24 protein-coding genes are annotated in these 25419 nt (G+C 39.2%); 8 read left to right on the top strand and 16 right to left on the bottom strand.

The window, feature by feature from the left end:
* Positions 1–306: 306 nt before the first annotated feature.
* From ABE954_RS11800 to ABE954_RS11820, 5 genes are read right to left on the bottom strand one after another with little or no spacing between them, the layout of a single operon-like run.
* On the bottom strand, positions 307–429 hold the full coding sequence (locus ABE954_RS11800; RefSeq protein ID WP_259671930.1) for a hypothetical protein: 123 nt from the start codon (positions 427–429) through the stop codon (positions 307–309).
* A 29-nt stretch (positions 430–458) separates the two neighbouring features.
* The gene (locus tag ABE954_RS11805) at positions 459–899 is read right to left on the bottom strand and encodes a YcgN family cysteine cluster protein (RefSeq protein ID WP_042843865.1); all 441 of its coding nucleotides are present in this window, start codon (positions 897–899) and stop codon (positions 459–461) included.
* 20 nt (positions 900–919) lie between these two features.
* Positions 920–1576, bottom strand: coding sequence for a fumarylacetoacetate hydrolase family protein (locus ABE954_RS11810; RefSeq protein ID WP_042843866.1), 657 nt, complete (start codon positions 1574–1576; stop codon positions 920–922).
* Between the two features lie 23 nt (positions 1577–1599).
* Complete coding sequence (locus ABE954_RS11815; protein ID WP_042843868.1) at positions 1600–2688, bottom strand: lytic transglycosylase domain-containing protein; 1089 nt, start codon at positions 2686–2688, stop codon at positions 1600–1602.
* A 47-nt stretch (positions 2689–2735) separates the two neighbouring features.
* Positions 2736–3005: a YcgL domain-containing protein gene (locus tag ABE954_RS11820; RefSeq protein WP_042843869.1), complete on the bottom strand. Its 270-nt coding sequence runs from the start codon at positions 3003–3005 to the stop codon at positions 2736–2738.
* Positions 3006–3134: 129 nt separating this feature from the next.
* On the opposite strand from ABE954_RS11820, the gene minC reads away from it, so the two are divergent.
* The 3 genes from minC to minE are packed head-to-tail and all read left to right on the top strand — an operon-like array spanning position 3135 to position 4963.
* On the top strand, positions 3135–3836 hold the full coding sequence (minC, locus tag ABE954_RS11825; RefSeq protein WP_129465877.1) for a septum site-determining protein MinC: 702 nt from the start codon (positions 3135–3137) through the stop codon (positions 3834–3836).
* A 23-nt stretch (positions 3837–3859) separates the two neighbouring features.
* Positions 3860–4675, top strand: a complete 816-nt coding sequence (gene minD, locus ABE954_RS11830) for a septum site-determining protein MinD (RefSeq protein WP_042843872.1) — start codon at positions 3860–3862, stop codon at positions 4673–4675.
* A 3-nt stretch (positions 4676–4678) separates the two neighbouring features.
* A complete protein-coding gene (minE, locus tag ABE954_RS11835; protein ID WP_042843873.1) occupies positions 4679–4963 on the top strand; it encodes a cell division topological specificity factor MinE in 285 nt (94 codons plus the stop codon).
* Between the two features lie 84 nt (positions 4964–5047).
* On the opposite strand, the gene ABE954_RS11840 is transcribed toward minE, so the two are convergent.
* From ABE954_RS11840 to ABE954_RS11880, 9 genes are all read right to left on the bottom strand, one after another.
* A complete protein-coding gene (locus tag ABE954_RS11840; protein WP_272663508.1) occupies positions 5048–5824 on the bottom strand; it encodes an energy transducer TonB in 777 nt (258 codons plus the stop codon).
* 61 nt (positions 5825–5885) lie between these two features.
* On the bottom strand, positions 5886–8876 hold the full coding sequence (locus ABE954_RS11845) for a TonB-dependent receptor domain-containing protein (protein ID WP_371025463.1): 2991 nt from the start codon (positions 8874–8876) through the stop codon (positions 5886–5888).
* An 18-nt stretch (positions 8877–8894) separates the two neighbouring features.
* Positions 8895–10304, bottom strand: a complete 1410-nt coding sequence (locus ABE954_RS11850; RefSeq protein ID WP_240133663.1) for a surface lipoprotein assembly modifier — start codon at positions 10302–10304, stop codon at positions 8895–8897.
* A 77-nt stretch (positions 10305–10381) separates the two neighbouring features.
* Positions 10382–11125: a Slam-dependent surface lipoprotein gene (locus ABE954_RS11855; RefSeq protein WP_371025464.1), complete on the bottom strand. Its 744-nt coding sequence runs from the start codon at positions 11123–11125 to the stop codon at positions 10382–10384.
* Between the two features lie 403 nt (positions 11126–11528).
* Positions 11529–12650: a ribonuclease D gene (gene rnd / locus ABE954_RS11860; protein ID WP_042843875.1), complete on the bottom strand. Its 1122-nt coding sequence runs from the start codon at positions 12648–12650 to the stop codon at positions 11529–11531.
* Between the two features lie 85 nt (positions 12651–12735).
* Positions 12736–14424, bottom strand: coding sequence for a long-chain-fatty-acid--CoA ligase FadD (fadD, locus tag ABE954_RS11865; protein WP_042843876.1), 1689 nt, complete (start codon positions 14422–14424; stop codon positions 12736–12738).
* Between the two features lie 420 nt (positions 14425–14844).
* Positions 14845–15441, bottom strand: a complete 597-nt coding sequence (locus tag ABE954_RS11870; protein WP_042843877.1) for a Slp family lipoprotein — start codon at positions 15439–15441, stop codon at positions 14845–14847.
* 244 nt (positions 15442–15685) lie between these two features.
* Positions 15686–16384 (bottom strand): tRNA (adenosine(37)-N6)-threonylcarbamoyltransferase complex dimerization subunit type 1 TsaB, encoded by a 699-nt coding sequence (tsaB, locus tag ABE954_RS11875; protein ID WP_071548049.1) that lies wholly within the window; start codon positions 16382–16384, stop codon positions 15686–15688.
* Between the two features lie 103 nt (positions 16385–16487).
* A complete protein-coding gene (locus ABE954_RS11880) occupies positions 16488–18404 on the bottom strand; it encodes an ATP-dependent DNA helicase (RefSeq protein ID WP_048607135.1) in 1917 nt (638 codons plus the stop codon).
* A 150-nt stretch (positions 18405–18554) separates the two neighbouring features.
* Here ABE954_RS11880 and ABE954_RS11885 point away from each other — a divergent pair, with 150 nt between their 5' ends.
* The 4 genes from ABE954_RS11885 to ABE954_RS11900 all read left to right on the top strand — a co-directional run bounded on the left by ABE954_RS11885 (position 18555) and on the right by ABE954_RS11900 (position 23039).
* Positions 18555–18902, top strand: a complete 348-nt coding sequence (locus ABE954_RS11885; RefSeq protein WP_042843880.1) for a RidA family protein — start codon at positions 18555–18557, stop codon at positions 18900–18902.
* A gap of 565 nt (positions 18903–19467) precedes the next feature.
* Positions 19468–19983, top strand: coding sequence for a gluconate 2-dehydrogenase subunit 3 family protein (locus ABE954_RS11890; protein ID WP_371025901.1), 516 nt, complete (start codon positions 19468–19470; stop codon positions 19981–19983).
* 2 nt (positions 19984–19985) lie between these two features.
* The gene (locus tag ABE954_RS11895) at positions 19986–21761 is read left to right on the top strand and encodes a GMC family oxidoreductase (protein ID WP_129465875.1); all 1776 of its coding nucleotides are present in this window, start codon (positions 19986–19988) and stop codon (positions 21759–21761) included.
* 12 nt (positions 21762–21773) lie between these two features.
* Positions 21774–23039 carry a cytochrome c gene (locus ABE954_RS11900; protein ID WP_371025465.1) on the top strand — a complete coding sequence of 422 codons (1266 nt, stop codon included), beginning with the start codon at positions 21774–21776 and terminating at the stop codon, positions 23037–23039.
* A gap of 98 nt (positions 23040–23137) precedes the next feature.
* On the opposite strand, the gene mdtI is transcribed toward ABE954_RS11900, so the two are convergent.
* Together mdtI and mdtJ are read right to left on the bottom strand one after the other, a co-directional pair.
* Positions 23138–23470, bottom strand: a complete 333-nt coding sequence (gene mdtI, locus ABE954_RS11905) for a multidrug/spermidine efflux SMR transporter subunit MdtI (protein ID WP_042843883.1) — start codon at positions 23468–23470, stop codon at positions 23138–23140.
* A gap of 1 nt (position 23471) precedes the next feature.
* Positions 23472–23900 (bottom strand): multidrug/spermidine efflux SMR transporter subunit MdtJ, encoded by a 429-nt coding sequence (gene mdtJ, locus ABE954_RS11910; RefSeq protein ID WP_042843885.1) that lies wholly within the window; start codon positions 23898–23900, stop codon positions 23472–23474.
* Positions 23901–24534: 634 nt separating this feature from the next.
* Between mdtJ and pdxK the strand changes: the two genes are divergently transcribed.
* A complete protein-coding gene (gene pdxK, locus ABE954_RS11915) occupies positions 24535–25383 on the top strand; it encodes a pyridoxine/pyridoxal/pyridoxamine kinase (RefSeq protein WP_048607124.1) in 849 nt (282 codons plus the stop codon).
* Positions 25384–25419: the final 36 nt, after the last annotated feature.

The raw sequence follows: 25419 nt of genomic DNA on the forward strand, positions 1-25419 counted from the left end.
CTGTTAAAATAGGGTAGCGAACTATCTTTATAAAAGCAAAGCAAGGAGCCGCTAGTTGTGCGGCTGTTATTATAAATAGGCTTTTTTTTGCGTAACTACAATAATAAATGTGTTCTAAGGCACAGTTTAATTGGAAATTACAGCTTAATAAATGGAGTGTTTTTAATAAGCTAAAACAATCGAGTGATATTAATCAATAATTTTTTATCGTTAAAGTCAACATATGAAATAATATTTATGCTTAAAACTGACATTATTTCAAAATAGTTCTTTCGATATTATTGATTCTATTTAACTCAATAATGTCTAAAATGTATAAAGCATCGTCTCTGCATACTGACAGAATTTTTCGATAAAAACCCCAAGAGCAGGCAATAAAGATGCATTGATGAGAATAGATAAAGCTGCGGTTAGTAAAGAGATACCCATTAAAATTACCTTACCAATGAGGGGGAATATTACCCCCTACCCATAGGCCGGTTCATAATGTGTTCTTCCCAATCCACCACATCAATTTCTTTTACAGCAATATGGCGAACCGAAATACCCTCACTATGCATCGCAGCTTTTGAACCTGTTTTCAATGGATGCCAAGCAGGGAGCGACTTACCTTCAAGTAACAAACGATAAGCACACGTATTGGGTAACCACTCAAACGTTTCTAAATTATAACGATTAAGTTTAATACAGTCCGCTTCATAACTAAACCTGTCTTCATAATGCTTACATTGACATGTTTTTAAATTTAGCTGATTGCAAGCTACATTAGTAAAATAGATTTCATCAGTGTCTTCATCCATTAATTTGTGTAAGCAACATTGCCCACACCCGTCACAGAGAGACTCCCATTCCTCATCCGTCATTTCATCCAATGTTTTAACTTGCCAAAACTGCGACATAATACTAATTAATCCTATAATTAAATAATTCGAGTAGTCAGCGAATGATCATTTATCGATAACTTCAGCATATCACCAGAAGCCAATGGGCCTACACCTTCAGGAGTCCCAGTCAAAATGACATCCCCTGCACGTAGAGTAAAGAAACGGGACATGTAGCTAATCAGTGGTAAAATTGGGGTGATCATATCACGCGTCGAGCCGCTTTGGCGAACTTCACCATTAATTTCCAAAGAAAGCTCAATATTTTGTAGGTCATTCGGGTTACTAACAGGAATAAAACCAGAAATTGGGCAAGAACCGTCAAAAGCTTTGCTTTTTTCCCATGGCTGCCCTGCTTGCTTAAATTTAGCTTGTAGATCCCGTAATGTTAAATCCAGAGCAACTGCATAACCGACAATAGAACGCGAAACTCGGTCTTCATCGGCATTTTTTAACGGCATACCAATTAAAATTGCCATTTCAATTTCATGGTGAACCTCACCAAAATCTTTTGGAATAACAATTGATTGTGTAATATCGCATAAAGCTGTTTCTGGCTTAATAAAAACCACAGGCTCTTCAGGAACCGCTGACCCCATCTCTTTAATATGCTTTGCATAGTTACTACCCACACAAACTACTTTGTTTGCTGGGAAATCAAGTAACGCACCTTGCCAATCACGATGTTGATACATAAGGGGACTCCTATCTACTATCATTATTTTATTTTGTTAGCGATGCCATCTGCCATCATACAAACACTCAGTGCAAAATAATATGAGCGGTTCCAATGCATAATGGTGCGAAAGTTTTCAGTCACTAAAAATGTTCTCCCTTCTGGATCATCAGGGATAACTACCCATGTTTTCACGTCTGGAGATAATTGCGCACTTGTAGGCAATTTAACACCTAATTGTTGCCATTCGCTCACTGTTTTCCCTTGTTCAGTTTTTACGCCTTCCAGAGTTCGATTGAAATCAGCAGGTAAAGTGACTTGATAACCCCAAGGTAATTGTGATTGCCAGCCCTCAGTTGATAGGTAATTGGCAATAGAGGCAAAAACATCGGCCTTATTAGCCCATATATCCATTTTCCCATCGCCATCGCCATCTGCGGCATAGGATAAGTATGAGGTTGGCATAAATTGGCTCTGCCCCATCGCCCCGGCCCATGAACCTTTCAATTGCTGGTCTTCTGGAATGAAGCCTTTATCCATTATTTCAAGTGCGGCTAATAATTGTTTACTAAAAAGCGCCTCTCTACGCCCTTCGAACGACAGTGTCGCAAGAGCAGAAATGACATCCTCTTTCCCTTGAGAGCGCCCAAATCCACTTTCTAATCCCCATAACGATACAATAAATTGGGGTGGCACCCCATATTTTTGGCTAGTGGAATCCAACAAGTTTTTATTTTCTAAGTATTTATTATACCCTGCGTTAACCCGTGATTGTGGCAAGACATTTTTTAAATAGCTGGCTAATGTAACGGTCGCTCTTTTTTCTGGCTGACCTTTATCTGCTTTTACCACTCGCTCTATAAAATGTATATTAGCAAAGGCTCGCTCAATCGTTGCGGGTTTAATCCCTTGTGCAACAGCATGTTCTTTTAGTAATTCCACATAGGCAGGAAATTGCTCTGGTTCACGTTGTTCAATTGGAAATGCTTTATCTAGCGCGGCAACTTCTTGAATTATTGCCTCGTTTTGTTTTGCAGTAATCGGTTGAGTTACCACGGATTCAGGTTGTGTCGCAGAACAACTTGCTAAAAGCAAACCAGCGACTAATGTATATAATAATGTTGGTTTCATTCGTATCCTCCAGACAGAATTACTTTTCAGGATTTTCTTAATTTGCTTCAGTTATTCAGTTCTTTGTGTTCTGAAAGCAAATTTTCCACCGGAGGTGGGAATTGTAGGTAATAACCAACATCGATAAGATCGGCCTTAACACGTGCTAAGTCAGCATTGGCAAGCCTGTCGCGTTTATCCAACGCAATAAGCATAGCAAATTGTGGTGTTCCAAATTGGGCTAATAAGTCCTCAGGAACCCGTGAAAAATCATCTTTCTTTTCAATATAAAGATAAGTTTGCTCACGCTTAGGGCTTCTATAAATTGCACAAATCATTATATTTAACTCTTTTTCTTAGTTCATTAGCTTGCTTGAAGAATACAGTAACTATAACATGCTATTGTTTTACAGAATATCTTCACCCGAGGATTGTTTCGGAAATTTTAATTTGCTGAGTCTAGATAGATGCCACAATCGCCAATAGAACTTAAAGGCAGCAGTTTTACTCTTTCAGTAATTCACTTATACAGTGAAGAGCCTAAACTCATCAAAAAAGCGCTGCAAGATAAAGTAAGTCAAGCTCCTGACTTCTTTAAAAATGCCCCTGTCGTAATTAATATTGCTGAACTATCACCAAATGTAGACTTATCGAGTATTCACAAGTCCGTTATTTCAGCTGGTTTACGAATTGTCGGTGTCAGCGGATGTACTGACCCACAGTTACGACAAAAAGCAAATGATGTTGGTTTACCGGTATTGAATGAAGGTAAAAGCCAAAAACCTGTTGAAGTGCAAGCTGAAACTCAGGTTACGACGGTTCAAACTGAGCCGCAGTATCGTAAAACTCGAATTATAAATACCCCTGTTCGTTCTGGGCAACGCATTTACGCACCAAATAGTGATCTAATCGTCACAAGTAATGTGAGCGCAGGTGCAGAACTGTTAGCAGATGGTAATATTCATATATATGGCATGATGAGAGGTCGCGCATTAGCAGGTGCCTCTGGTGATGTTGAAAGCCAGATTTACTGTACTCACTTGCAAGCTGAATTAGTTTCAATTGCAGGTGAATATTGGTTGAGCGATCAAATCCCTGCTGATTATCTTGCCAAAGCAACTAAACTTCGTTTAGTTGATAATAAACTTAACATCGAATATTTAATTTAGACCTTATTTACAAGGAATTATTCATGGCACGCATAATTGTAGTGACTTCTGGTAAAGGTGGCGTTGGTAAAACCACTTCAAGCGCGGCCATAGCTACTGGCCTGGCACAAAAAGGAAACAAAACGGTAGTGATCGATTTTGATATCGGCCTACGTAACCTTGACCTTATTATGGGGTGTGAACGTCGAGTAGTGTATGACTTCGTGAACGTCATCCAAGGTGACGCTACCCTAAATCAGGCACTGATTAAAGATAAACGCACCGAAAACCTATTTATTTTACCCGCTTCACAAACTCGCGACAAAGATGCATTAACTCGTGAGGGGGTCGCTAAAGTCCTTGATGAATTAAGTGATAACTTGGGCTTTGACTTTATCGTTTGTGACTCACCAGCTGGTATTGAAAGTGGCGCATTAATGGCGCTCTACTTTGCTGATGAAGCTATTATTACTACAAACCCAGAAGTTTCTTCCGTCCGTGACTCTGACCGTATTTTAGGTATTTTAGCCTCTAAATCACGTCGTGCTGAAAGAGGTGAAGAGCCAATTAAAGAACATTTACTACTGACTCGTTATAACCCAGGCCGTGTTACCCGCGGTGATATGCTAAGTATGGAAGATGTACTTGAAATCCTTTGCATTCCTTTAATTGGTGTTATTCCTGAAGATCAATCGGTACTGCGCTCATCTAACCAAGGTGAACCCGTTATTTTAGATACTGAGTCCGAAGCGGGCCAAGCGTATGATGATTGTGTTGCACGTATTTTAGGCGAAGAACGCCCTATCCGTTTCATTGAAGAAGAGAAAAAAGGTTTCTTAAAACGCCTATTTGGGGGATAAATAATGGCTTTATTGGATTTCTTTCTGTCGAGAAAAAAACCGACAGCGAATATCGCAAAAGAGCGATTGCAAATCATCGTTGCAGAACGTCGCCGTGGTGATAGTGAGCCCCCATATCTGGCCGATATGAAACGCGATATTCTGCAAGTTATTTGTAAATATGTTCAGGTTGACCCTGATATGTTATCAGTGCAGTTTGAACAAAAAGGCGATGATATCTCTGTTCTAGAGCTCAATGTTACGTTACCTGAAGGTGACGAAATAAAAAGTTCAACAGCTGAAAAATAATTTGCAAAGAAGCCGCTATTTACTATGGCGGCTTGCTTTTCAACCCAAGCATTACATCGCTGTGATGCCAGTCTTTCTATCTTATTATTTCTCTAATGAGAAATAAATTGTTAGGCTGTTCAATGCATTAACACCTTCAGGTTTTACACCAACAGATCTGTAACGTCTAGTTGCGTCAAGTACTGCTTTACCAAACATTTCACTATGTTCAGACCTCACAATATAAACATTAGTTAACTCCCCTTGCGGTGTAATTTCAAAGTGAACAACAACATGGCCCTCCTTATTCATCATTTTCGCTCGCCGTGGGTATTTTTTATGGCGTTCTAACTCATTACGTATTCTTGTAAGGTAATTTAACCGAATATCATTGCTATTATCGCCCACCATTCTCGTTTTCTGCTCCCCTTGTTCCCCACTCGCTAGCGATTCTATTTGGTTATCCCCCTCCTTAAACTGCTGCTCAGTTTCATCATGGTTTATTTTTTCTACTATCTCTTTCGAGATGACCCGTTTTTTATTCTCACTCTCTGAGCTTTTCTTGGGCTTATTCAAATTAACTTTTGTTTTCGATGAACTGTCTTCGCTATGCGTTTCACTGTTTGTTTTTGCGACCTCAATTAGTGCGCTTTCCAATTCAACTGGCGAACTCATTAATCCACCAGAGCCAACAAGGGGCTCTTCAGTTTTAGCGATTTGTTTTTCAACCAGTAATTGAGATAGAGCAACCGTTATGACATCTGAATTAATCGGTACCAATATTTTTGCAGATACTGAACTGCTCCGTAGACTGTAATAAGTTAGCCCACCATGTAGCAGTAATGAGACAATAACTGCATACACAAAACGTGAATAAGTCATCTCTTTTCCTACATAAAAAACCCTTTATGCGACCACACTTCACCACATAAAGGGTTAATTGTTAGAATCTGCTGGTTAAATTAAAACGTATTGCCCTACCTGGCGCAGGCATCATGCTACGTGTTAATGGGTCAATATAATATTCATCAAATAAGTTAGTCGCTAAGAGCTCTAATGATAGGTCTTTATTCACTTGGTAATTGACGTAAGCATCTGTAGTAAAAACAGCATTCCAATGCATTGGGCTATTATTTAAAGGTGCAAAATGATATGGGTATTTATTTATCATCGCTTCTTCATCTTCATTTTTCGCCCTACTGTGATAACGCATACGACTACCCACTTCCAACGTTTCATCTAAGAAACGTAACCCTAAGTTAGTATGAATACTGTATTTAGGTTGTAATTGAGTCCGTAAATACCCCCCTGGAAACCCTGCAGTTGTGCATTCTGAGCCTCCATATTTATTGTAGGGGTCCATTGATACTAATGACGCTTCATCACACACTTCGTTTTTTAAGCGGTAATCTAACCCCACATCACCAAAAAACCAGCCATTATCATAACGAGCTAATAGCTCTATCCCTGCTGTTTTATGTTTATCTACTTGAGTGAAAATTAAATTCATATCTCGCTCAAACGCATTGGTCACCACTGTATTGTAATAATTTATTCTTAAATCAGCGTGGTTTTCAGCATTTAATAATTCTTGGAAGTTGCGCACATAACCAAATTCTATAGTATGGCTACGCTCAGGTAAAAATGTAGGGGGGACATAACTAACACCTCTACTGCTCGAAAAACCAACAGTATCTTCAAAAAGACTTGGCATCCTAACGGTTTCTAAATAACGGGCAAATAGACGGTCATTATCCGTGACATATGCAGTTATACCAAAGGCTGGCGCCCAAGCTGAATCTTCATTTCTTTTCGGGGCTTTAAATTTTTCAACCTCTGTAAATTTAATTTTATCTTTCCTTTTATTTAACTCAGTCAATCCATATTTTTTCGCTGTCAAACCAGTGACTGGGTCGATAACCTCTTCTTTTAAATCAACTTCACCATTATAAAAAGGATTATTTTTTCGCATAAAGCGGTTGTTGGTATCGGCCTTCCATTTAACTATGTAGTCTTTTCCCGCAATTCTAAATTCGCGTTTTCCTTTAATATTACTTGCCCATATTAAAGAATGTTTCGGCATGCCTAAAGCTTCTTCAATCAAGACCTTTGTATCATATGGTAGTTTATCTTTTATGCTTGCAAAACTTTGCCCCTTACTATTAACATAATTCTGTATTAGTTTAAATTCATCGGCTGTTAACACACGGGTTAACCGAAAATTTCTAGCTGTTACCTGACTGACTCGAGCAAAATTTATGTCTTTTACCGCTACCCTTCTTTCTTTTAAAGTGTCCCTAGACCAATAGCTAATATATTGAGCCCCTGCATTAAGGCTTAACCAATCTGTTGGTTGCCAATCAAGCCTTATTGCACCATTGTATTCCCTGCGTTTACCTTCCCTTGGTACCGCACGGAATAAACCACTTATCGGAACTGTATTTGAATTATACACATCGTCTCTACTCCCTATCTTTTCATCAATTAAATTTCCTATTAATGTGATTTTAAACTCAGGGGCTAATTGAAATTTATTGGATAACGAAATACCATAACGATCATTAAGCTGGCTTAATTTAATGCCATTGACTAATGTACCATTGAGCTCAGCTAAGCGAGGTCGAGTTTTAAATTCATAAGACCAATCTCTTTGCATAGGCTCCCTAGGCTGACCTCCCGCCGTATTCGAATTTAAATCCATTTTCGTCAGCCAATACCCTAAACGAAAATCAACCCAATCCATAGATTCCGGTTTGAAAGAATAATTCGCATAAAAGGTATTTAAGGTTAAATTAGCTAAAGACCACTGTGGGATACTGCCAGTTAAATCATGATAGCGGATCTGTGATGGCATGATTTCACCATAGTGGCTGGTTGTTCTCATGTAACCAAGAGACAAATCTTGTGCATTAGGCAGCATAAGATTTAATTTTGCTAATAATGTAGACATTTCATTAGACGTGTTACCAACCTCTTTATTGGGAGCATAAATTTTGGCAACAAATGGCATATAGGGGTCAATGGATTTCTGTGGCGAAGCTGGGTCATAAGTAATAATCTCGCCTGTATATTTGCCTGACCCACGACTTCCCGCAAAATAATTACCTTGGTTGCGATAACTATAGGCTAACATAAGGTCAAATTTTTCTTGCCGTGTACCAATGGCAAAACGTGCCGCTTTATCTTGTAAATTAAAGAAATTGGCATTCCCTCTAGAACGAGGTTTAACAAGGACTTGGGAGTCTTGGAAATAGATCCCGCGAAATTTTTTATAATTCAGAGTTTCTAATAGGCGTTTGTCATCCCGATAATCCACACCATAATTTACCTGACGAATTCTCGGCTTTGTTGAATTACTACTGGTTTCTAACTTGATATCAAACCCAAATTGTTCATCTGCATCAACAACATCATCAATACCAATAGTTGTTATTGCGATTCCCCCACCTGTCGAAGTACGCACATCACGACTGAGTCCCCCGCTTTTCATCACCCTAATACGACTAATCATGTTCGGGTCAATATAATTACGGTTGTTAGCACCATTGTAACCACGCCAAACCGTGATAGCCTGTTCAGTACCATCAACCGTAACAGGAACACGCCCTTGCCCTTGAATACCCCGTACGTTAGGATCTAACGCCCCACTATTGCGGGCATCACCACTATACACCCCAACAGCATGGTTGATAGTGTCGGCTGGGTTTGTCCCCTTATAACGCTCGATTTCTTCCTTACTGATATAGATATTCGATTCATCTTTATCATACTGATCATCAGCCCCTTTTTTATCGCGCTGTTTAATTGTGGTTGTTTTATCATTAACTATGATAGAACCGATATTTTCACGCTCTTGTGCATACAATAAATTAGGAATACTACAAACAGACAACCCTGTCGCAATATTAATCGCTATTACTGTTTTTACTTTCATTATTCCTTCCGCTAAACATTAGAATTTTTTGCTAAAATTGACACCAACTTCACTTTGCTTAAAAGAATAAAGAATATGAGCCGTACTTTTATTTATTTGGCTATTAAAATACACCGCCGGTGTAAAGCTTAATACTTTGTATTTTTCTAATGTCAGTTGTGTATTCAAATACCAATTATGATCACTTCTTTTTGTATTCAAATAATCATCAAACTGTTTAAACTCTGTATATTTATAACCAGTAACAACCAATAACTTATAGGGGTCGACAACTGTTAATAGCCCAATTTTTGTTCCATATTGCAGATAACTGTCGATTTTGAATTTTTTCTCCCTATTGATAACATCTATCCCTGAAAAAAATAATAGATTTGGATTAAGAAAATAACCACTAATCAGTGAATAAGAGAGTTTATTACCATCATTAAAGTTATATTTATCAATATAATTTTTATTTTTTAACTCTACCCCCCCGAATAATATTACTTGAGGCGTAAATTCGTATTCTACGGCTATCCGTGCCCCTAATTTCAAACTATGATATTGATTATCATGCCATTTAGTTTCAACAATCGGTAACAACTGTATTTTTTTATTTGCACCTTCAAACTGGTAGCCTCCATTGAGTAAAACACTTATTTTTTTAGTGGACACTGTTTTCATCGGTTCTAACCCAACAATGTTAAATGAAAACTGCCCAGCATGATTACCTAATAATGGATAGCGTTTCGATAGTTCAATAGAATAATGCCATTCCCCACCAGCTATCGCCTTTTTACTACTCCCCATACACTTGCTTCGAAAACAATAAATATTATTACTATTGGATGCTTCATTTAAATTAAAATCATAGCTTGCACCAAGTTTAATCGTACCCTGCCAATGATTTTTAGTTTCCAGTAAAATTATTTGACTACTAATGAAATTACTCAGGCTTACTGATAGTTTATTTTTATACTTGGTTAGCAATGTTTGATACACCAATAAAGCATCTTCATAGCGCTTAATACCAATAAGTGCAAGTGCAAGCTTTATTTCAATTAAGGGTAAATCCGGCTGTACAGCCAAAATTTCATTATAAAAACCAATCGCTATCTCATACTCTCGCCTTACCAGTGCCTTTTCAGCGTAAATATATTTAACTAGGTTTTCATCATGCTGATGATCGCTTTTATAAAGAAAAATTATAGTTTCTATTTTATCAAACTCTTTTTTACGAACAAGATCATAAAGAATAAACCCAAGTTCGTCGATGTTTTTTTCATTATTTTTTGTTTTTTTTATTTTCAGTTCATGTTTATCATTATTATCTATACTTAAAATACTAATAAATTGTTCGTCTAATTGTTGCCCCGCAAATATTGGGGTTACAAAATTACATGAGCTTACAATAATAAAACCAATTATATACTTAATATATACGACCATAAATAACCTATTCTTTAGTGATAAAAAAAGCAGACAAAATAATATTTTGCCTACTTGTCTTTATTTAAGTTTAATTATTAGTCTTTTTTGCCACCAAATGCGGTATCTAAGTGCTCATGCCCCTTAAATGAAGTAATACCTGCAACTTGCTCTGCATTATCGCCAAATAACTGCCCCATACTACTACCTGTTATTGTATCATTCGCTATAGCATTACCACTGAATTTCCCTTGCTCTGCAATATTCCCCCCCATCGAAATACTTAATGTTTTCCCTTTTAATGAGCCTTTATACGACTTATCATTAAAATCAGCCGTGAATGAGCCTATTAGTTTTGTTTCACCATCAAATTGGTTGATTCCTTCTAGGGTATAATTGGCTTGCCCACTAGATGGAACCTCACTCATCGCGTTCTCACCCGAGAAATAAGCTGTGTGTGTTGTATCACCGTTTACCCCTGTCTGTGACCAATCACCGAAATATACTTCGGCATCCGCAACCTGACTAAATTGAAACTTGCCCATGTTACCATGTGGTATAGTAGTACCATCAAGAAGATAAACATTATCAGGCTTCTTAATATCGCTACTTTTTAAGCCTGAAAATGATATAGTTTTTCCTCCTGCTATGCTTCGATAACCAATACCGGGGGTACCTAACGCACCACCGTGTGGTCCCATTGTTGATTCAGTTTCATCTATTCTTATATTTACCATATTATTATCATAACTTTGGCTTTGCCCTGAGATGGTTTCAGCCATAGTGCTACTAGAAAATATAGAGAATGTAACTGCTAATGTTAATACCGATATTTTTCCCATTTGTTGGGTCCTTTTCAATAGAAATTAACTTACCTTGTTAAATAAAAATGCACATTAAGAAAATATTATATTTTCCTTTAATGCGTAGATGTCAGTATATGAAATCACCTTTCATTTACAAATAAGCTTAATATAATTAGCTTTTTTATTATTTGGTGAAAAACAAAAATAATGGTTTATTTTCAGTTTATTAAAAAATAACCTTATAGTAATTAATTATATTATCCCCCTTTACTCTTTTTTGTTTGTTTATTTTTAAGAGTAAATTTAATTAAAAACCAATTTTTATTTAAATATAGCAGGCGATTAACTAGAATTTATTTGTTAGAGTAATGAAATGATAATATAACTGAAAAGGATGTTTTTAGTAGGTACAAGGGAAAACCCCCTGTACCTTAAACGATTATACGTTTGTTAGTAACTTTGAAATAGGTTTTGCAAGCAACTTTCCACGCCAACCATCGAGAAGCTCAGGGGGCGTTGCCGAAGTTTTTAGCCCCCAATGTAAAGAAAGTAACTGGTTAATCTGCCTTCTTGAGGCTAATAATTCTGCATTAAATTTTTCATTTTCAGCGATATCTTTGACGATAGCTTTAATTTCTTTAAAGAGATTTTTATATTCACTTTGTTCAGTAATATTTGCCACAGGTGCAGGATATTGGCTTGCATCAAGTTTTTTAGCTTGATCCACAATAGCTAACAAACGCTTACCGTGACAACGGATTTCTTGCCCCGTCAAACCTAAGCTATCAAGTTCGCCGAGAGAACCCGGTAAAAAACGAGCCACTTTCCACAAGTGCTCTTCTTTTACAACAAAGTTAATTGCCATATCACGAGCTTTTGCCTGATTTAATCGCCATGCCGCGAGTAACTGTAAACACGCGAGTTGTTCATCACGTAATTGCCAAGCATTATGAATATTTAGGTATGCTTTTTCCGGTTTGAGTGTTTTTTGACGACGAGCGACAACACGTTGGCACTCATCTTTAACATCTTCTAAATACCCAGCCTCCATCACTTTAGCCATCAGGATTTCAGCTAATGGTAGTAAATACAGCACATCCGCTGTTGCGTAATCACACTGTTTTTCACTCAATGGGCGCGCTAACCAATCAGTACGAGACTCACTTTTATCCAACTCAATTCCCAGATGTTCTGATACCAACGACGCAAAACCACACGAAATAGGATACCCTAAAAAAGCCGCTATAATTTGCGTGTCAATCATGGGTTCAGGAACGCAGCCGAAATCATGCATAAAGACTTCGAGATCTTCACTGCCCGCATGTAAGAACTTAATTTGATTTGGGTTAGTCAAAAGTGCTTTGAACGGGCTAAAATCCGTTATTGATAACGGGTCAATCAACGAAACTTGCTTTCCATCATACAGCTGTAGCAAACCTAATTGAGGATAATACGTTCTGGTACGAACAAACTCGGTATCCAACGCAAGCCATGGCGCATGGCTCGCTTCTTGACATATTTGGGCTAGTTCACTATCTGTAGTTACTAAACGATAATTCAAAACAAGTTTCTCTTTTTATATTTTCATCACAGTAACGCCGGTATAAACCGGCGTTACTTATTATCTTTATGAGACTAAACCATCATCATACTGGTGTTTTATCTCTTTGCAATTTTTCTTCATCACGCAGATCTTTACGTAAAATTTTACCTACGTTAGATTTTGGTAATTCATCACGAAATTCAAATAACTTAGGCACTTTATACGCGGTTAACGAACGACGGCAAAAGGTTTTAAGTTCATCAGCAGTTAAATTCGTATTTTTCGTCACAACAAACACTTTAACGGCTTCCCCTGTACTTTCGCTAGGAACACCAATTGCAGCGCATTCAATCACATCAGGGTGTGCCGAAATGACATCTTCAATTTCATTTGGATAAACATTAAAACCAGAAACAATAATCATGTCCTTTTTGCGATCAACAATGCGAATATAGCCTTCAGTATCTATTTCAGCGATATCCCCTGTCGCTAACCAGCCATCAACGATGGCCTCCGCGGTTGAGTCAGGGCGATTCCAATACCCTTTCATAACCTGAGGGCCTTTTACCCACATTTCACCGGGTTCACCAATGGCAACTTCATGACCATCATCATCAAGGAATTTAACATCAGTTGATGGAACAGGTAAACCAATACTTCCACTATAAGACGTTAAGGTATAGGGGTTCCCCGTCACTAATGGTGAACATTCTGTCAAACCATACCCTTCAAGCAAATGTTTCCCGGTGAGCTGCTGCCATTTTTCAGCCACTGCTTTTTGTACTGGCATCCCCCCACCAACCGAAAGACGTAAACGTGAAAAATCTAACTTCTTAAATTCATCATTATGAAGCCATGCATTAAACAATGTATTCACCCCAGTAATGGATGTAACAGGATAACGCCCTAATTGCTTCACCGTGTCTGGTACATCACGCGGGTTAGTTATAAGTAAATTGACTCCCCCAACATTGATGAATAACAAACAGTTCACCATCAGCGCAAATACATGGTAAAGAGGTAATGCAGTCACAACAAACTCTTCCCCAAACTTCAACACAGGGCCGTAAGCTGCTCTCGCTTGTTCTAAATTCGCTAACATATTGCGATGGGTTAACATCGCGCCTTTGGCAACCCCTGTTGTTCCCCCCGTGTATTGCAAGAAAGCCAAATCACTACCTGCAATGTTTGGTTTAATATATTGCATACGATAGCCATAATGCATTGCACGACGAAATGATATGGCATCGGGTAAATTGTATTTAGGAACTAAGCGTTTCACATACTTAACAACAAAATCCACAATGGTCGCTTTTGGTCGTGAGAGTTGATCGCCCATTCGCGTCAAAATGACATGCTTAACTTTGGTGTTATAAACAATTTTTTCTAGCGTATGAGCAAAATTCGACACAATCACAATCGCTGCGGCACCGCTATCGTTTAGTTGATGTTCTAGTTCTCGCGGTGTATACAGTGGATTAACATTCACCACTACCATACCTGCCCGCAATATCCCAAACAAAGCAATAGGGTACTGCAAGAGGTTCGGCATCATTAATGCAACACGATCCCCTTTTTTTAGACCAAGCCCATTTTGCAAATAAGCAGCGAAAGCACGGCTTCTTTCCTCCAGCTTCCGATAAGTCATGACTGCGCCCATATTGATAAATGCAGGCTGATCAGCATATTGAGAAACCGCGTTTTCAAGTAACTCAGCCAAAGAGGCAAAGCGATCAGGATTGATTTCTTCCGGCACATCAGTAGGGTAATTTTTTAGCCAGATTTTTTCCAAAATGTTACTCCTGAATTTAGTGAATTTATTATACTCAACACATGTTTTAACAAATTATTAACTCAGCGTACCAGTTTGAAAAACAGACAATGTCAAGGTTGAGACCTCTATCACTAAATAAATTTTATTCTTCTAAGAAAAAACAAGGCGGTCTATGCCGCCTTGTTTGTCTTAAGATTAATTAAATAGATGTAAATCTATACAAGATAACGTAATTATACACCGAACTACACTAAGTTTGGAGAGCTTATCGATGCTTAATAACTTGCCATATCAAAAAAAGATAGTTTTAGTGGTATAAAAGACTGCCGAAGAACGCCATTATTTATCTTCAAGCACAAAAAAAGGCCATTACTTTAAAGGTAACAGCCTTTTCCTTTTTACTTAGTGAGTCTTAAGTTCAAAAACAGAGATAAAATATTACTCAGTTAAGTAAGTGTGAACCTGAGCCGGGCCGCCTGGATAGCCATATCCCCACCCCCAAGGATGGTTATAATAGTAAGGGTCCCCGTAGTAGCCATAATTCCACGGCCCACTCGGTGGTATCATAACACTTTGTGCAATATTCCAACGTTGAAAACCTGTCACATCTAAAGTGACATATTTGTAAGGAACTTGCCCGACTTTACCTGGTTGTTCACCAGTGATTTTACCGACTACCGTGACGTAACGATTAGTGAAATCACTCGGCTCACGGAAGCCATTCAAATAAGCATATATACGACCAATAGATGGAGCATTGAGTTCAGGTGCAGCATCGTATTTACTCAATGCCATCACCGCAATTTCTAAGCGAGTCCTTGTCGGCTCATTTGCCACAGCAAGGACTTTTCCACCAAAGCGTGCCTCTTGACCAATATACATTTCAGGTGCATTTTGTACGGATGTTAAGTTATCCGTAGGGTTTTGTACCGACCCTTGAATTGATGCGGGTATCGAGACGCACCCTGTTAGTGCTAATACGCTTGCGACAAAAAGACCTTTAAGTGCAGTGCGGCAGTTTAATTCAATATTCATAGACCACCTCCGATTAGCAATAGTATAATTTTATATTGTGTTGTTTAAAATAGTCTTAATTTGAGACAACACAATATGTTAAACAGGCATACATTACCTTTTAATAATAACCTATCTTTTTAAACAATTCGATTTGTATTTTAATTTATCAAGATATTATGTATTACCTAAATTAGATAATAAATTGGCTATATATTTAGTGATAAGATACAGCCAATTCAATTTTTGATGACTTCTGCTGAACTTATTCTCTACCGGGCAATTTTTTCCAAGTCACTTCATTACGCAAATAAGTTGGTTCTACATTTTCAACTGCAATCGCTTTACCTTGTTGCCATAACTGTGCAGCAATTGGCAGCATGTCTTGCGCATCAGGTAACGTCACCTGACTATCACTCAATGCCTTATCACCAGCTAATAATGTTGGATAAGCTGCCCAACCTGTACCGGCATAGCACCATTGCCCAGTCAATGAGGTGAATTGGGCTTTAAAGTCATCAGGTTGTAGAACAGCTTCTGTGCCTTCACCTAACCATTGCCTATCTACAACATATTGATATTGAGCACAATAGATTTCAGACATACGTGCATCAATGGCAACTAGGACTTGCGTTTGCCCCGTGAGACGTAATGCACCTTGAGCGAGAGTCATTAATGAAGAAACACCAATCATTGGCAAATCAGCACCTAATGCTAACCCTTGTGCTATCCCTACACCAATGCGCACTCCCGTGAAACTACCCGGGCCACGACCAAATGCTAATGCATCTAACTGGTTTAGCCCCATACCTGCTTCGGCCAAAACCTCTTCAACCATGGGTAAAACTTTTTGTGTATGTTCACGAGGGGAAATAGCAAAGCGTGAAATGATTTCACCATCACACCAAAGTGCAACTGAACATGCTTCGGTTGCTGTATCAACAGCAAGAATACGGGTCGACATGCCTAAACTCCGGCAAATTAATAATTTTTGATTAAAAGATGTTATGCATATTAACACAAAGAACTTCCGTAACAGCAGAAAAACGCCAAGGAATTGACTCTTTTTAGGGAGACTGTCGCCTTTTTTCTTCAAGAAATTCGATAGCCTTGGTTACGCTTCTCGTCCGTGGAGATGGAGGAAGGCTGCGTAAAAATACCTCACCATAAGGGCGAGTCACTAGGCGATTATCACAAATCACTATCACACCATAATCACTTGTATCACGAATTAACCGACCAACACCTTGTTTTAAGGTAATAACAGCATCAGGTAGCTGTACATCGGCAAAAGGGTCGCCACCGCGTAATTCACAGTCTTCAATTCGCGCCCTCAATAAGGGGTCATCTGGTGCCGTAAATGGCAGTTTATCAATAATCACACAAGTAAGTTCATCGCCACGTACATCTACCCCTTCCCAGAAACTACTTGTTGCGACTAACACAGCGTTTCCTGCCGCAATAAACTGAGATAACAGTTTGTTCTTACTGCTCTCCCCTTGCATTAATACGGGTAACGTTAATGAGGCTTTAAATTCTTCGGCTAATTCACGCATCATCACATGAGATGTACACAAAAAGAAGCACCGCCCTTGGTTTTTCTCGATTAAAGGCCGTAACATCGTTGCCAGTTTTTGTGCAACTCCGCGTTGATTCGGTTCCGGTAAAAAACGCGGCACACACAACAACGTTTGACGTTGATAATCAAATGGGCTCGCCAGTAATAATGTTTTGGCTTTAACCAAACCTAATCGGTCTGTAAAATGACTTAGCTTTTCATTGACAGATAACGTTGCTGATGTGAAAACCCAACTCGCAGGTGTGCTATTAATCATCTCACTAAATTTTTCTGCGACCGTTAATGGGGTCAAAGCGAGTAAAAAATGACGTCCATAGCTTTCAAACCAATAACTGTAGCCAGCAATAGAAACATCTTTAAGCCGGTTTAGCCGGTTGCGATACATAGTCACTCGCTCGAAAATAGAATCTAAGCTTTGAGAGCGCCCTAAAGAGGTTTTAATTACCTCATAGCATAATTCTAATGAATCATCGAGTAATGTCAGCGCCCTTTGCACTGCAGGTAGCTTAAGTAAGTCACGTAAGTTCCCACGGAAGCTGTTTTCCCCCAAATTCAACCTAAAATCTAACGTGCTTTGCGTTAGCCTATCCGCACTTTTTTGCAGTTGTACTTGGTCTTTCAACTCCGTTCGATACGTCATGACCATGTCCCGGGCAAGGTCAAGTAATTGACGACTACTTAACTGTTGGCCAAAATATTGGCTGGCAATATCTGGAATTTGGTGTGCTTCATCAAAAATCATCACCTCTGCTTGGGGGATTAGTTCCCCAAACCCCGTATCTTTGACGACTCTATCCGCCATGAATAAATGATGATTGACGACGACAATATCCGCTTCTAAAGCTTTACGGCGAGCTTTGAGAACAAAACACTCTTTATAACGAGGGCAATCACTTCCCAGACAATTATCATTGGTACTAGTGACTAGTGGCCAAACCGGGCTATCCTCAGCAATATCATGGCAAGTACTGGTGTCGCCTAACTCAGACTCTATTGACCAACTACGTAACCTAACAACGGCAGATAAAATTTCTGGTTCGAGGCTTCCGCCACCTAATGATTGCTGATCTAACCTTTCTAAACACAAGTAATTGGAGCGCCCTTTCAATAAAGCTGTGCGCCCAGTATAGTTCATCGCTTCGATTATTGAGGGTAAATCCCGATGATATAATTGATCCTGTAGTGCTTTTGACCCTGTTGAAACAATAACTTTTTTCCCACTACGCAATGCTGGCACTAAATAAGCATAGGTTTTTCCTGTTCCCGTTCCCGCTTCAGCCACCAGCACCTGTTGCTGTTCAATCGACTCAGCTACGGCTTTGGACATAGTAACCTGAGCTTCACGAGGTTGAAAACCAGGAATTGTTCTGGCTAAAAAGCCATCCGCAGAAAAATCATCGTGCACAACAAAAACCTATTTATCAAAAAAATGAGTAGCACACTTTACCATGAGTTGGCTTACCCTGCTGAGCTAATTAATACTTGGTTGAACAACTGATTTTCATCCGGCTATCAAGCTGCTATTCTTGAGTTACATGTATAATAAGGAATGATTATGTCCATTAAACGTATTGACCCAGATAATCGTTGGTCTGAAGCTGTTATTCATAATAATGTTGTTTACTACACCAGCGTGCCAGAAAACCTCGATGCCGATATCGTGGCGCAAACCGCCAATACACTTGCTGCAATTGATGTCATGTTAGAGCGTATAGGTTCGGATAAAAGCAAAATCCTCGATGCAACAATTTTCTTGGCTGATAAAGCTGATTTTGCTGGGATGAACCAAGCATGGGATGCATGGGTCGTTGCGGGAAGTGCACCTGTACGTTGTACTGTACAGGCATTATTGATGAAGCCTGAATATAAAGTTGAAATAAAGATAATTGCTGCAATTGATTGATTTTATATTTAAATATAAGTGATTGTAGGGTTAGCTTAGGAGTCCTAGTAACGAAACTGGGGCTCTAAACTAAAAATATACCCTTTAAATTTAAAACTGCCTCCTGTCTGCAATCGCCCGCGAATAAAATAGCTAAAGCAGCATCCCAATTTTCTCAATCCAGCTTCCCTTATTAACAATTTATTGCCACTAAAATCTGCGTTTTGTTACATAAAACACATTTAGAAACCTTTTTTAGGCAAATATCCCTCATTAAAATAAACGACTATAAATTTTAGATAGTTCTATCTTCTATCGCACACTAAAAGAAACTTATGTGTTTATTTAAATTAATAGATCATAACTGGGATAGTAATATGAGCAAAAAAGAAAACGTACCTCCTAGGCGAATTTTTTTACAAAAAACATTAGCTATCATTCCGCTTACCGCGCTAGGCAGCAATCTAATAACCATGGACAGTTTAGCTGCTACATCTCATTCACCCAATAATTTATCAACGCTATATTCCCCGCTTTTTTTAATGAAATTGAGTGGCAATTCGTTCTTGCTGCCACCAATAGGCTTATTCCTGCCGACCAATATGGTCCAGGTGCCGTCGATGAAGGTATCCCTATTTTTATTGATAAACAAATGGAACAACCTTATGGATATGGGCATCTTTGGTATATGCATGGCCCCTTTGCAACTAGTGTTCCAGAATTAGGTTATCAATCTCCGTTAACCCCTCGTGATTTATGGCGCAATGGGATTCAGGATGTCAATGTATGGTGTCAACAACACCACAATAAAATGTTCGCTGAACTAGAAACGGCAGAGCAAGATGAAATACTCACTCAGCTTGAAAATGGCGCGCTTGAACTTTCCTCCGTTCCAAGCGAACTGTTCTTCACACAAATGCTTGAAAATACAAAAGAGGGCTATTTTTCTGACCCGATTCATGGCGGAAATCAAACGATGGCTTCGTGGAAATTAATTGGGTTCCCTGGTGCTAGAGCTGATTATCAACAAGTTATGGATAATCCTGGTCAACCGTACCCATTAGGGCCCGTGAGTATTTCAGGTAAGAAAAGAGGAATATAGCCATGGAAATTAAAAAAGATCCTGTTGATATTGTCATTGTGGGTTTTGGTTGGACTGGGTCATTAATGGCCATGGAGCTCGCCAATACAGGTCTAAAAATAGTCGCTCTTGAACGAGGTGAAAAACGGGATACTTATCCTGATTTTGCTTATCCTCGAATTGCAGATGAATTGACTTATGGTATTCGACTGAAATTATTCCAAAATATATCTGGAGAAACCATAACGGTAAGGCATAAACAATCAGACACTGCGCTGCCTTATCGGCGTTTAGGCTCTTTCTTGCCCGGAAATGGGGTTGGTGGTGCGGGTGTTCACTGGAATGGCATGCTTTGGCGACCGTTACATGCAGATATCAAAATGCGCAGTACTGTTATTGAAAAGTATGGGGCTGACTTTATTCCATCGGACATGACTGTACAGGATTATCCTTTTAGTTATGAAGAAATGGAGCCCTATTTTGACAAATTTGAAAAAATTTGTGGAACTTCAGGCCAAGCCGGTAATATTAATGGCAAAATTTTGGATGGAGGAAACCCTTTCGAGTCTGAACGGAAAAACCCTTATCCAACTAAACCATTAAAAATGCAATATTCATCCATATTATTTAATGAAGCAGCAAAATCCCTTGGTTACCACCCTTTCCCAACACCAAGTGCTAACTGTACAGAGCCTTACGTCAACCCTTATGGCGTTCAACTTGGGGTTTGTAATTATTGTGGTTATTGTGAACGTTTTGGCTGTTTTAACTATTCTAAAGCATCCCCTCAAGCCTGTGTGCTCCCAGCATTAAGGCAACATAAGAACATTGAATTACGAACAAACTCACATGTTGTTCAAGTCAATATGGATTCGACGGGGAAAAAAGCAACGGGAGTCACTTATATAGATAGCCATGGGCAGCGTGTTGTACAGCCAGCAGACCTTGTTATCTTAAGTGCATTCCAATTACATAATGTCCGGCTACTTTTGTTATCGAATATAGGAAAGCCTTATAACCCTACTACAGGAGAAGGGGTTGTCGGTCGTAACTTTGCTTATCAAATGAACGGTGGAGTCACTTTATTTTACGATCAAAACCAATTCATGAATCCATTCGCCGCCGCGGGCTGCACAGGTAGTTTTATTGATAACTATAACGCTGAAAATTTTGACCATAGCCAACTAGGCTTTATCGGCGGTTCAACAATATCGACGACAACTTCAGGTGGACGCCCTATTCAGCAAATGACGATACCAAAAGATTCGCCAACATGGGGAACAGGTTGGAAAAAAGCTATTAAAGAAAATTATTTACACTCAATGCATATTGGGGCCTCAGGGTCTGTCATGCCTTATAAACAATGTTACCTAGACCTTGATCCAACTTACCAAGATAAGCATGGCCTACCACTGTTAAGAATGACATTCGATTGGCAACCCAACGAATTGAAAATGACTAGCTTTGTCGGTTCTAAGGCTGAAGAAATAACAAAAAGAATGAACCCTAAACATTATGAAATGGGGTTTATGTCAATGGATGCACATTATGATGTACGCCCATACCAATCAACCCATACCACCGGTGGTGCAGTGATGGGTGACTCCCCACAAAATAGTGTCGTCAATAAGTACATGCAAACTTGGGATGTTCCCAATGTATTTGTATTAGGGGCTTGTTGTTTTCCACAAAACCTTGCTTATAACCCAACCGGGATAGTGGGTGCGACAGCACTGTTTGCTGCAAACGCTATACGTGAACTTTATTTACCAAACCCAGGTCCTTTGGTTCAAGCCTAAATAAAGGGGAATATGATGGGTAAGCTAAAAATAAACTCTCTATTATTGATTATTGGCCTTTGTAGCATTGCAGCCAAAGCAGACAATAATTTCACTAATGGTCAACAGTTGGTCGCAGCTGGAGATTGTATTTCTTGTCATACCGCTAAAGACGGAGCTCCTTTCGCGGGAGGATTGAAGATGATCACCCCAATTGGGGCCGTTTATTCTTCAAATATCACACCAGATAAAACGTTTGGTATCGGTAATTATAGTTATGATGACTTCGTTAAGGCAGTACGTGAGGGGGTTGCCAAAGACGGCCGTAACCTCTACCCCGCGATGCCTTATACTTCATATGCAAAAGTGACTGACCAAGATATGCGCATGATTTATGATTATTTCATGACGCAAGTTAAACCTGTAAAGCAAGCCAACTTAGAAAGTGATATCCCTTGGCTAATCAGTATGCGCTGGCCGCTGGCTGTCTGGAATGAAATCTACTTAGACAACAGTATTTATCAAGCAGACAATTCAAAAAGCGAACAATGGAACCGAGGTGCTTATTTAGTTCAAGGGTTAGCGCATTGTGGGGCCTGCCATACCTCTAGGGGGATTGGATTCGCAGAAAAAGCACTAGACCAATCTGATCAGACTTATTTAACAGGGGCACTAATCGATAACTGGTATGCACCTGACTTAACTGAAAATGCGATAAGTGGATTAGGTAATTGGTCTAAGCAAGATATCATTCAATTTTTAAAAACTGGCCATAATGATAAAAATGCCGCATTTGGCTCAATGTCTGATGTGATTAAAAATAGTACACAATATTTGTCAGATGAAGACCTAACGTCAATAGCCGTGTATTTAAAATCATTAACATCAACGAGTAAACACTCAGCGTCTTCAACAACTAGCAACACAACCACTTCGTTAGTTGCCGGAGATATGAGCCAACCTGGTGCTCAAGAGTATATGGACAACTGTTCTGCATGCCATCGTATTGATGGTCAGGGTTATACTAAAACCTTCCCATCCCTTGCAGGCAACCCAGTAGTCTTAAGTGAAAAACCCGACTCTTTGATAAGGATAGTATTAAATGGCAGCCAAGTCCCTGTGACTCAAGATGCGCCAACCGGGTTAACTATGCCTGATTTTGCGTGGCGTTTAGATGACCTACAAATGGCTAATTTATTGACGTTCATCCGTAGTAGTTGGGGGAATAATGCAGAGAAAGTGACGGTTAGTGATGTCAAATCAGTGCGAGATGCAACTACGACAAAAGGCAAAAATTAAAAGAATATACTTTTAACCTATTGATAGATAACAATAAGCCCAAGCCGAACTCCTCAGTCCGACTTGGGCTTATATTACTTTTCAATATACCAAATAGGTTAAGACATTTTAATCAGCACCATTCCTAGCAATAGCAGCACTATCCCACCCCAACCTTTATAATTTAGCCGCTGGTTGAAGAGTATCCAGCCTGCAGCTACTGTGGCAATAATACCAAACGCGCCCCATAGAGCATAAGCAATTGATAATTCAATGCCTTTTACTGCTTGGGCTAAGGAACTAAAAGCCCCTAATACCGCCACCAACGATAAAATACCTAACCAATATCGTTTAAAACCATTCGACATCTTTAGTAAAATATTGGCGATAATTTCGAGTACTACTGCTAGGATCAAAAAGGCTGCATGCCACCATTCAAAATGACTGGCCATCTTATGCCTCCGACTTAGCTTCGCGTCCAACTAGAGCATTAGTTTTGGCTGCATTGACCGCATTTTGCGTTACTTGTTTTACCTTTTGTGCAGATTGGCGAACAGTGGCTTTTTTGGTCCCTGATTTAATCAAGCCAATACCGGTGATCAGTAATACTAACCCACCGATTTTCATGGGTGATAACGTTTCTCCAAACCACATTACGCTAAATGTCGTAATAAATAAGATCCCGATACCTTCCCACAGTGCGTATGCCACACCTAAAGCCACTTTTTTTACTGCAACGGCCAATAAAATATATGATGTTGCTATCATGACATACATCACCACCATACCGGTGAAATCGCCACTGACACTGGCATGTTTCATTGATAAGGTACCGATAACCTCGGTTATGATAGCTAATACTAAAAATATCCAATAAATCATTATAATATCTCTCTATATGCAGCCGCGTAATAGACTATTTTTTATACAGACCAAGGGGTCAAAATACCCATACGCAGTTGTTGAAAATTCAAATAAATAACAACGTGTTGCTGAGTTTATTCAGCAGAATGAATAATCGAGAGAGACGCTATAATGCACCACACCAGTAGTGTTCACTGGAAAGGATAGCTGAAAGGAAAAGCCGATGTGTCGTTCTTTTTTGGGACTTACTGATCTTGCCGCTAGTTGAGCTAAGCATGATATCTCATTCTTTTCATCAGGTAGACATCTACCCAATTTACTCCGAACCCTCATGTTGATAGTTAATTACTGCTTATTTTTAGCATGTCATTTTTATTAAGTCAATGAATATAAACACCTTTTAGTTTGAATAAAAAATCGCATAATTATGCATCGATAAACACGATAAACGTGACTTTGGCATTCTAAAAACGAATAAACAGTCGAAGATAATACGTTTTACACAAATATTTTTTAATAAAAAAATAGATTTTTACCCTTTTTTTCACTTTACAGGCAGCACTAATATGCTATTTGATCTTTAACATTGACAAGCCAGTTGAACAAGCTTCTTATAGTAGCTATATGATTGAAATATACCTAAGAGAGAGTCATGAACACCTTCAGCCTTACCTCCAATAGTTTTCAAAATGCCGCCGATGCGACTCCACTACCCTATGATGTTGTATCAATCCAATCTCAAGTTATTTATGGTAGCGTCGGTAATAGTATTGCGGTACCTGCACTCACCAAGCAAGGCCTGCGTGTTGCTGCCGTTCCCACTGTGGTACTCAGCAATACCCCACATTATTCTACTTGCTATGGTGGTGAATTGCCTGGTGAATGGTTTCGTGGCTACTTAAACGGCTTTATAGAGCGAGGTAGTTTAGACTCAGTAAGAGCTATCCTTACAGGTTACTTAGGTTCCCCTGAGAAAGCACAAGACTTAGCTAACTGGCTAATACGCATTCGGGAGCAACGCCCAACATTGCCAGTTATTGTTGACCCAGTTATGGGGGATGAAGATAGCGGCTTTTATATTCCGCCAGAAATCGCCGAAGTTTACCGTGACAAGGTCATCCCTTTAGCAACGGGTATCATTCCAAATAAATTCGAATTAATGACATTGAGTGGTAAACAGGTCAATAATTTAGATGACGCTGTTAACGCGGCACGCACGCTATTAAAAGGTAATACTCAATGGGTGATTATCACCAGCGCATTTCAGCCTGATGAAGACAATATCGAGGTAGTTTGCGTGACACAACATGAGGTTGCGGTGATCCGTCACAAACGTTACCCCGTGACCCCCAAAGGGACTGGTGACTTATTTGGTGCAGAGTTAACCGCCCAACTTCTTGCGGGGCTTTCAGTACCTGACGCAGCCAAAATGGCCTGTTTACGTATCGAACAAGGCATTATTCATATGGTTGCCACGGGCCGCAGTGAGTTAATTCTCTAAGTGTTTATCTCCCCCTCACGACAAAAAAAGCCAAAC

This window comes from Providencia sp. TYF-12, from assembly GCF_041344805.1.
GTDB lineage: Bacteria > Pseudomonadota > Gammaproteobacteria > Enterobacterales > Enterobacteriaceae > Providencia > Providencia huashanensis.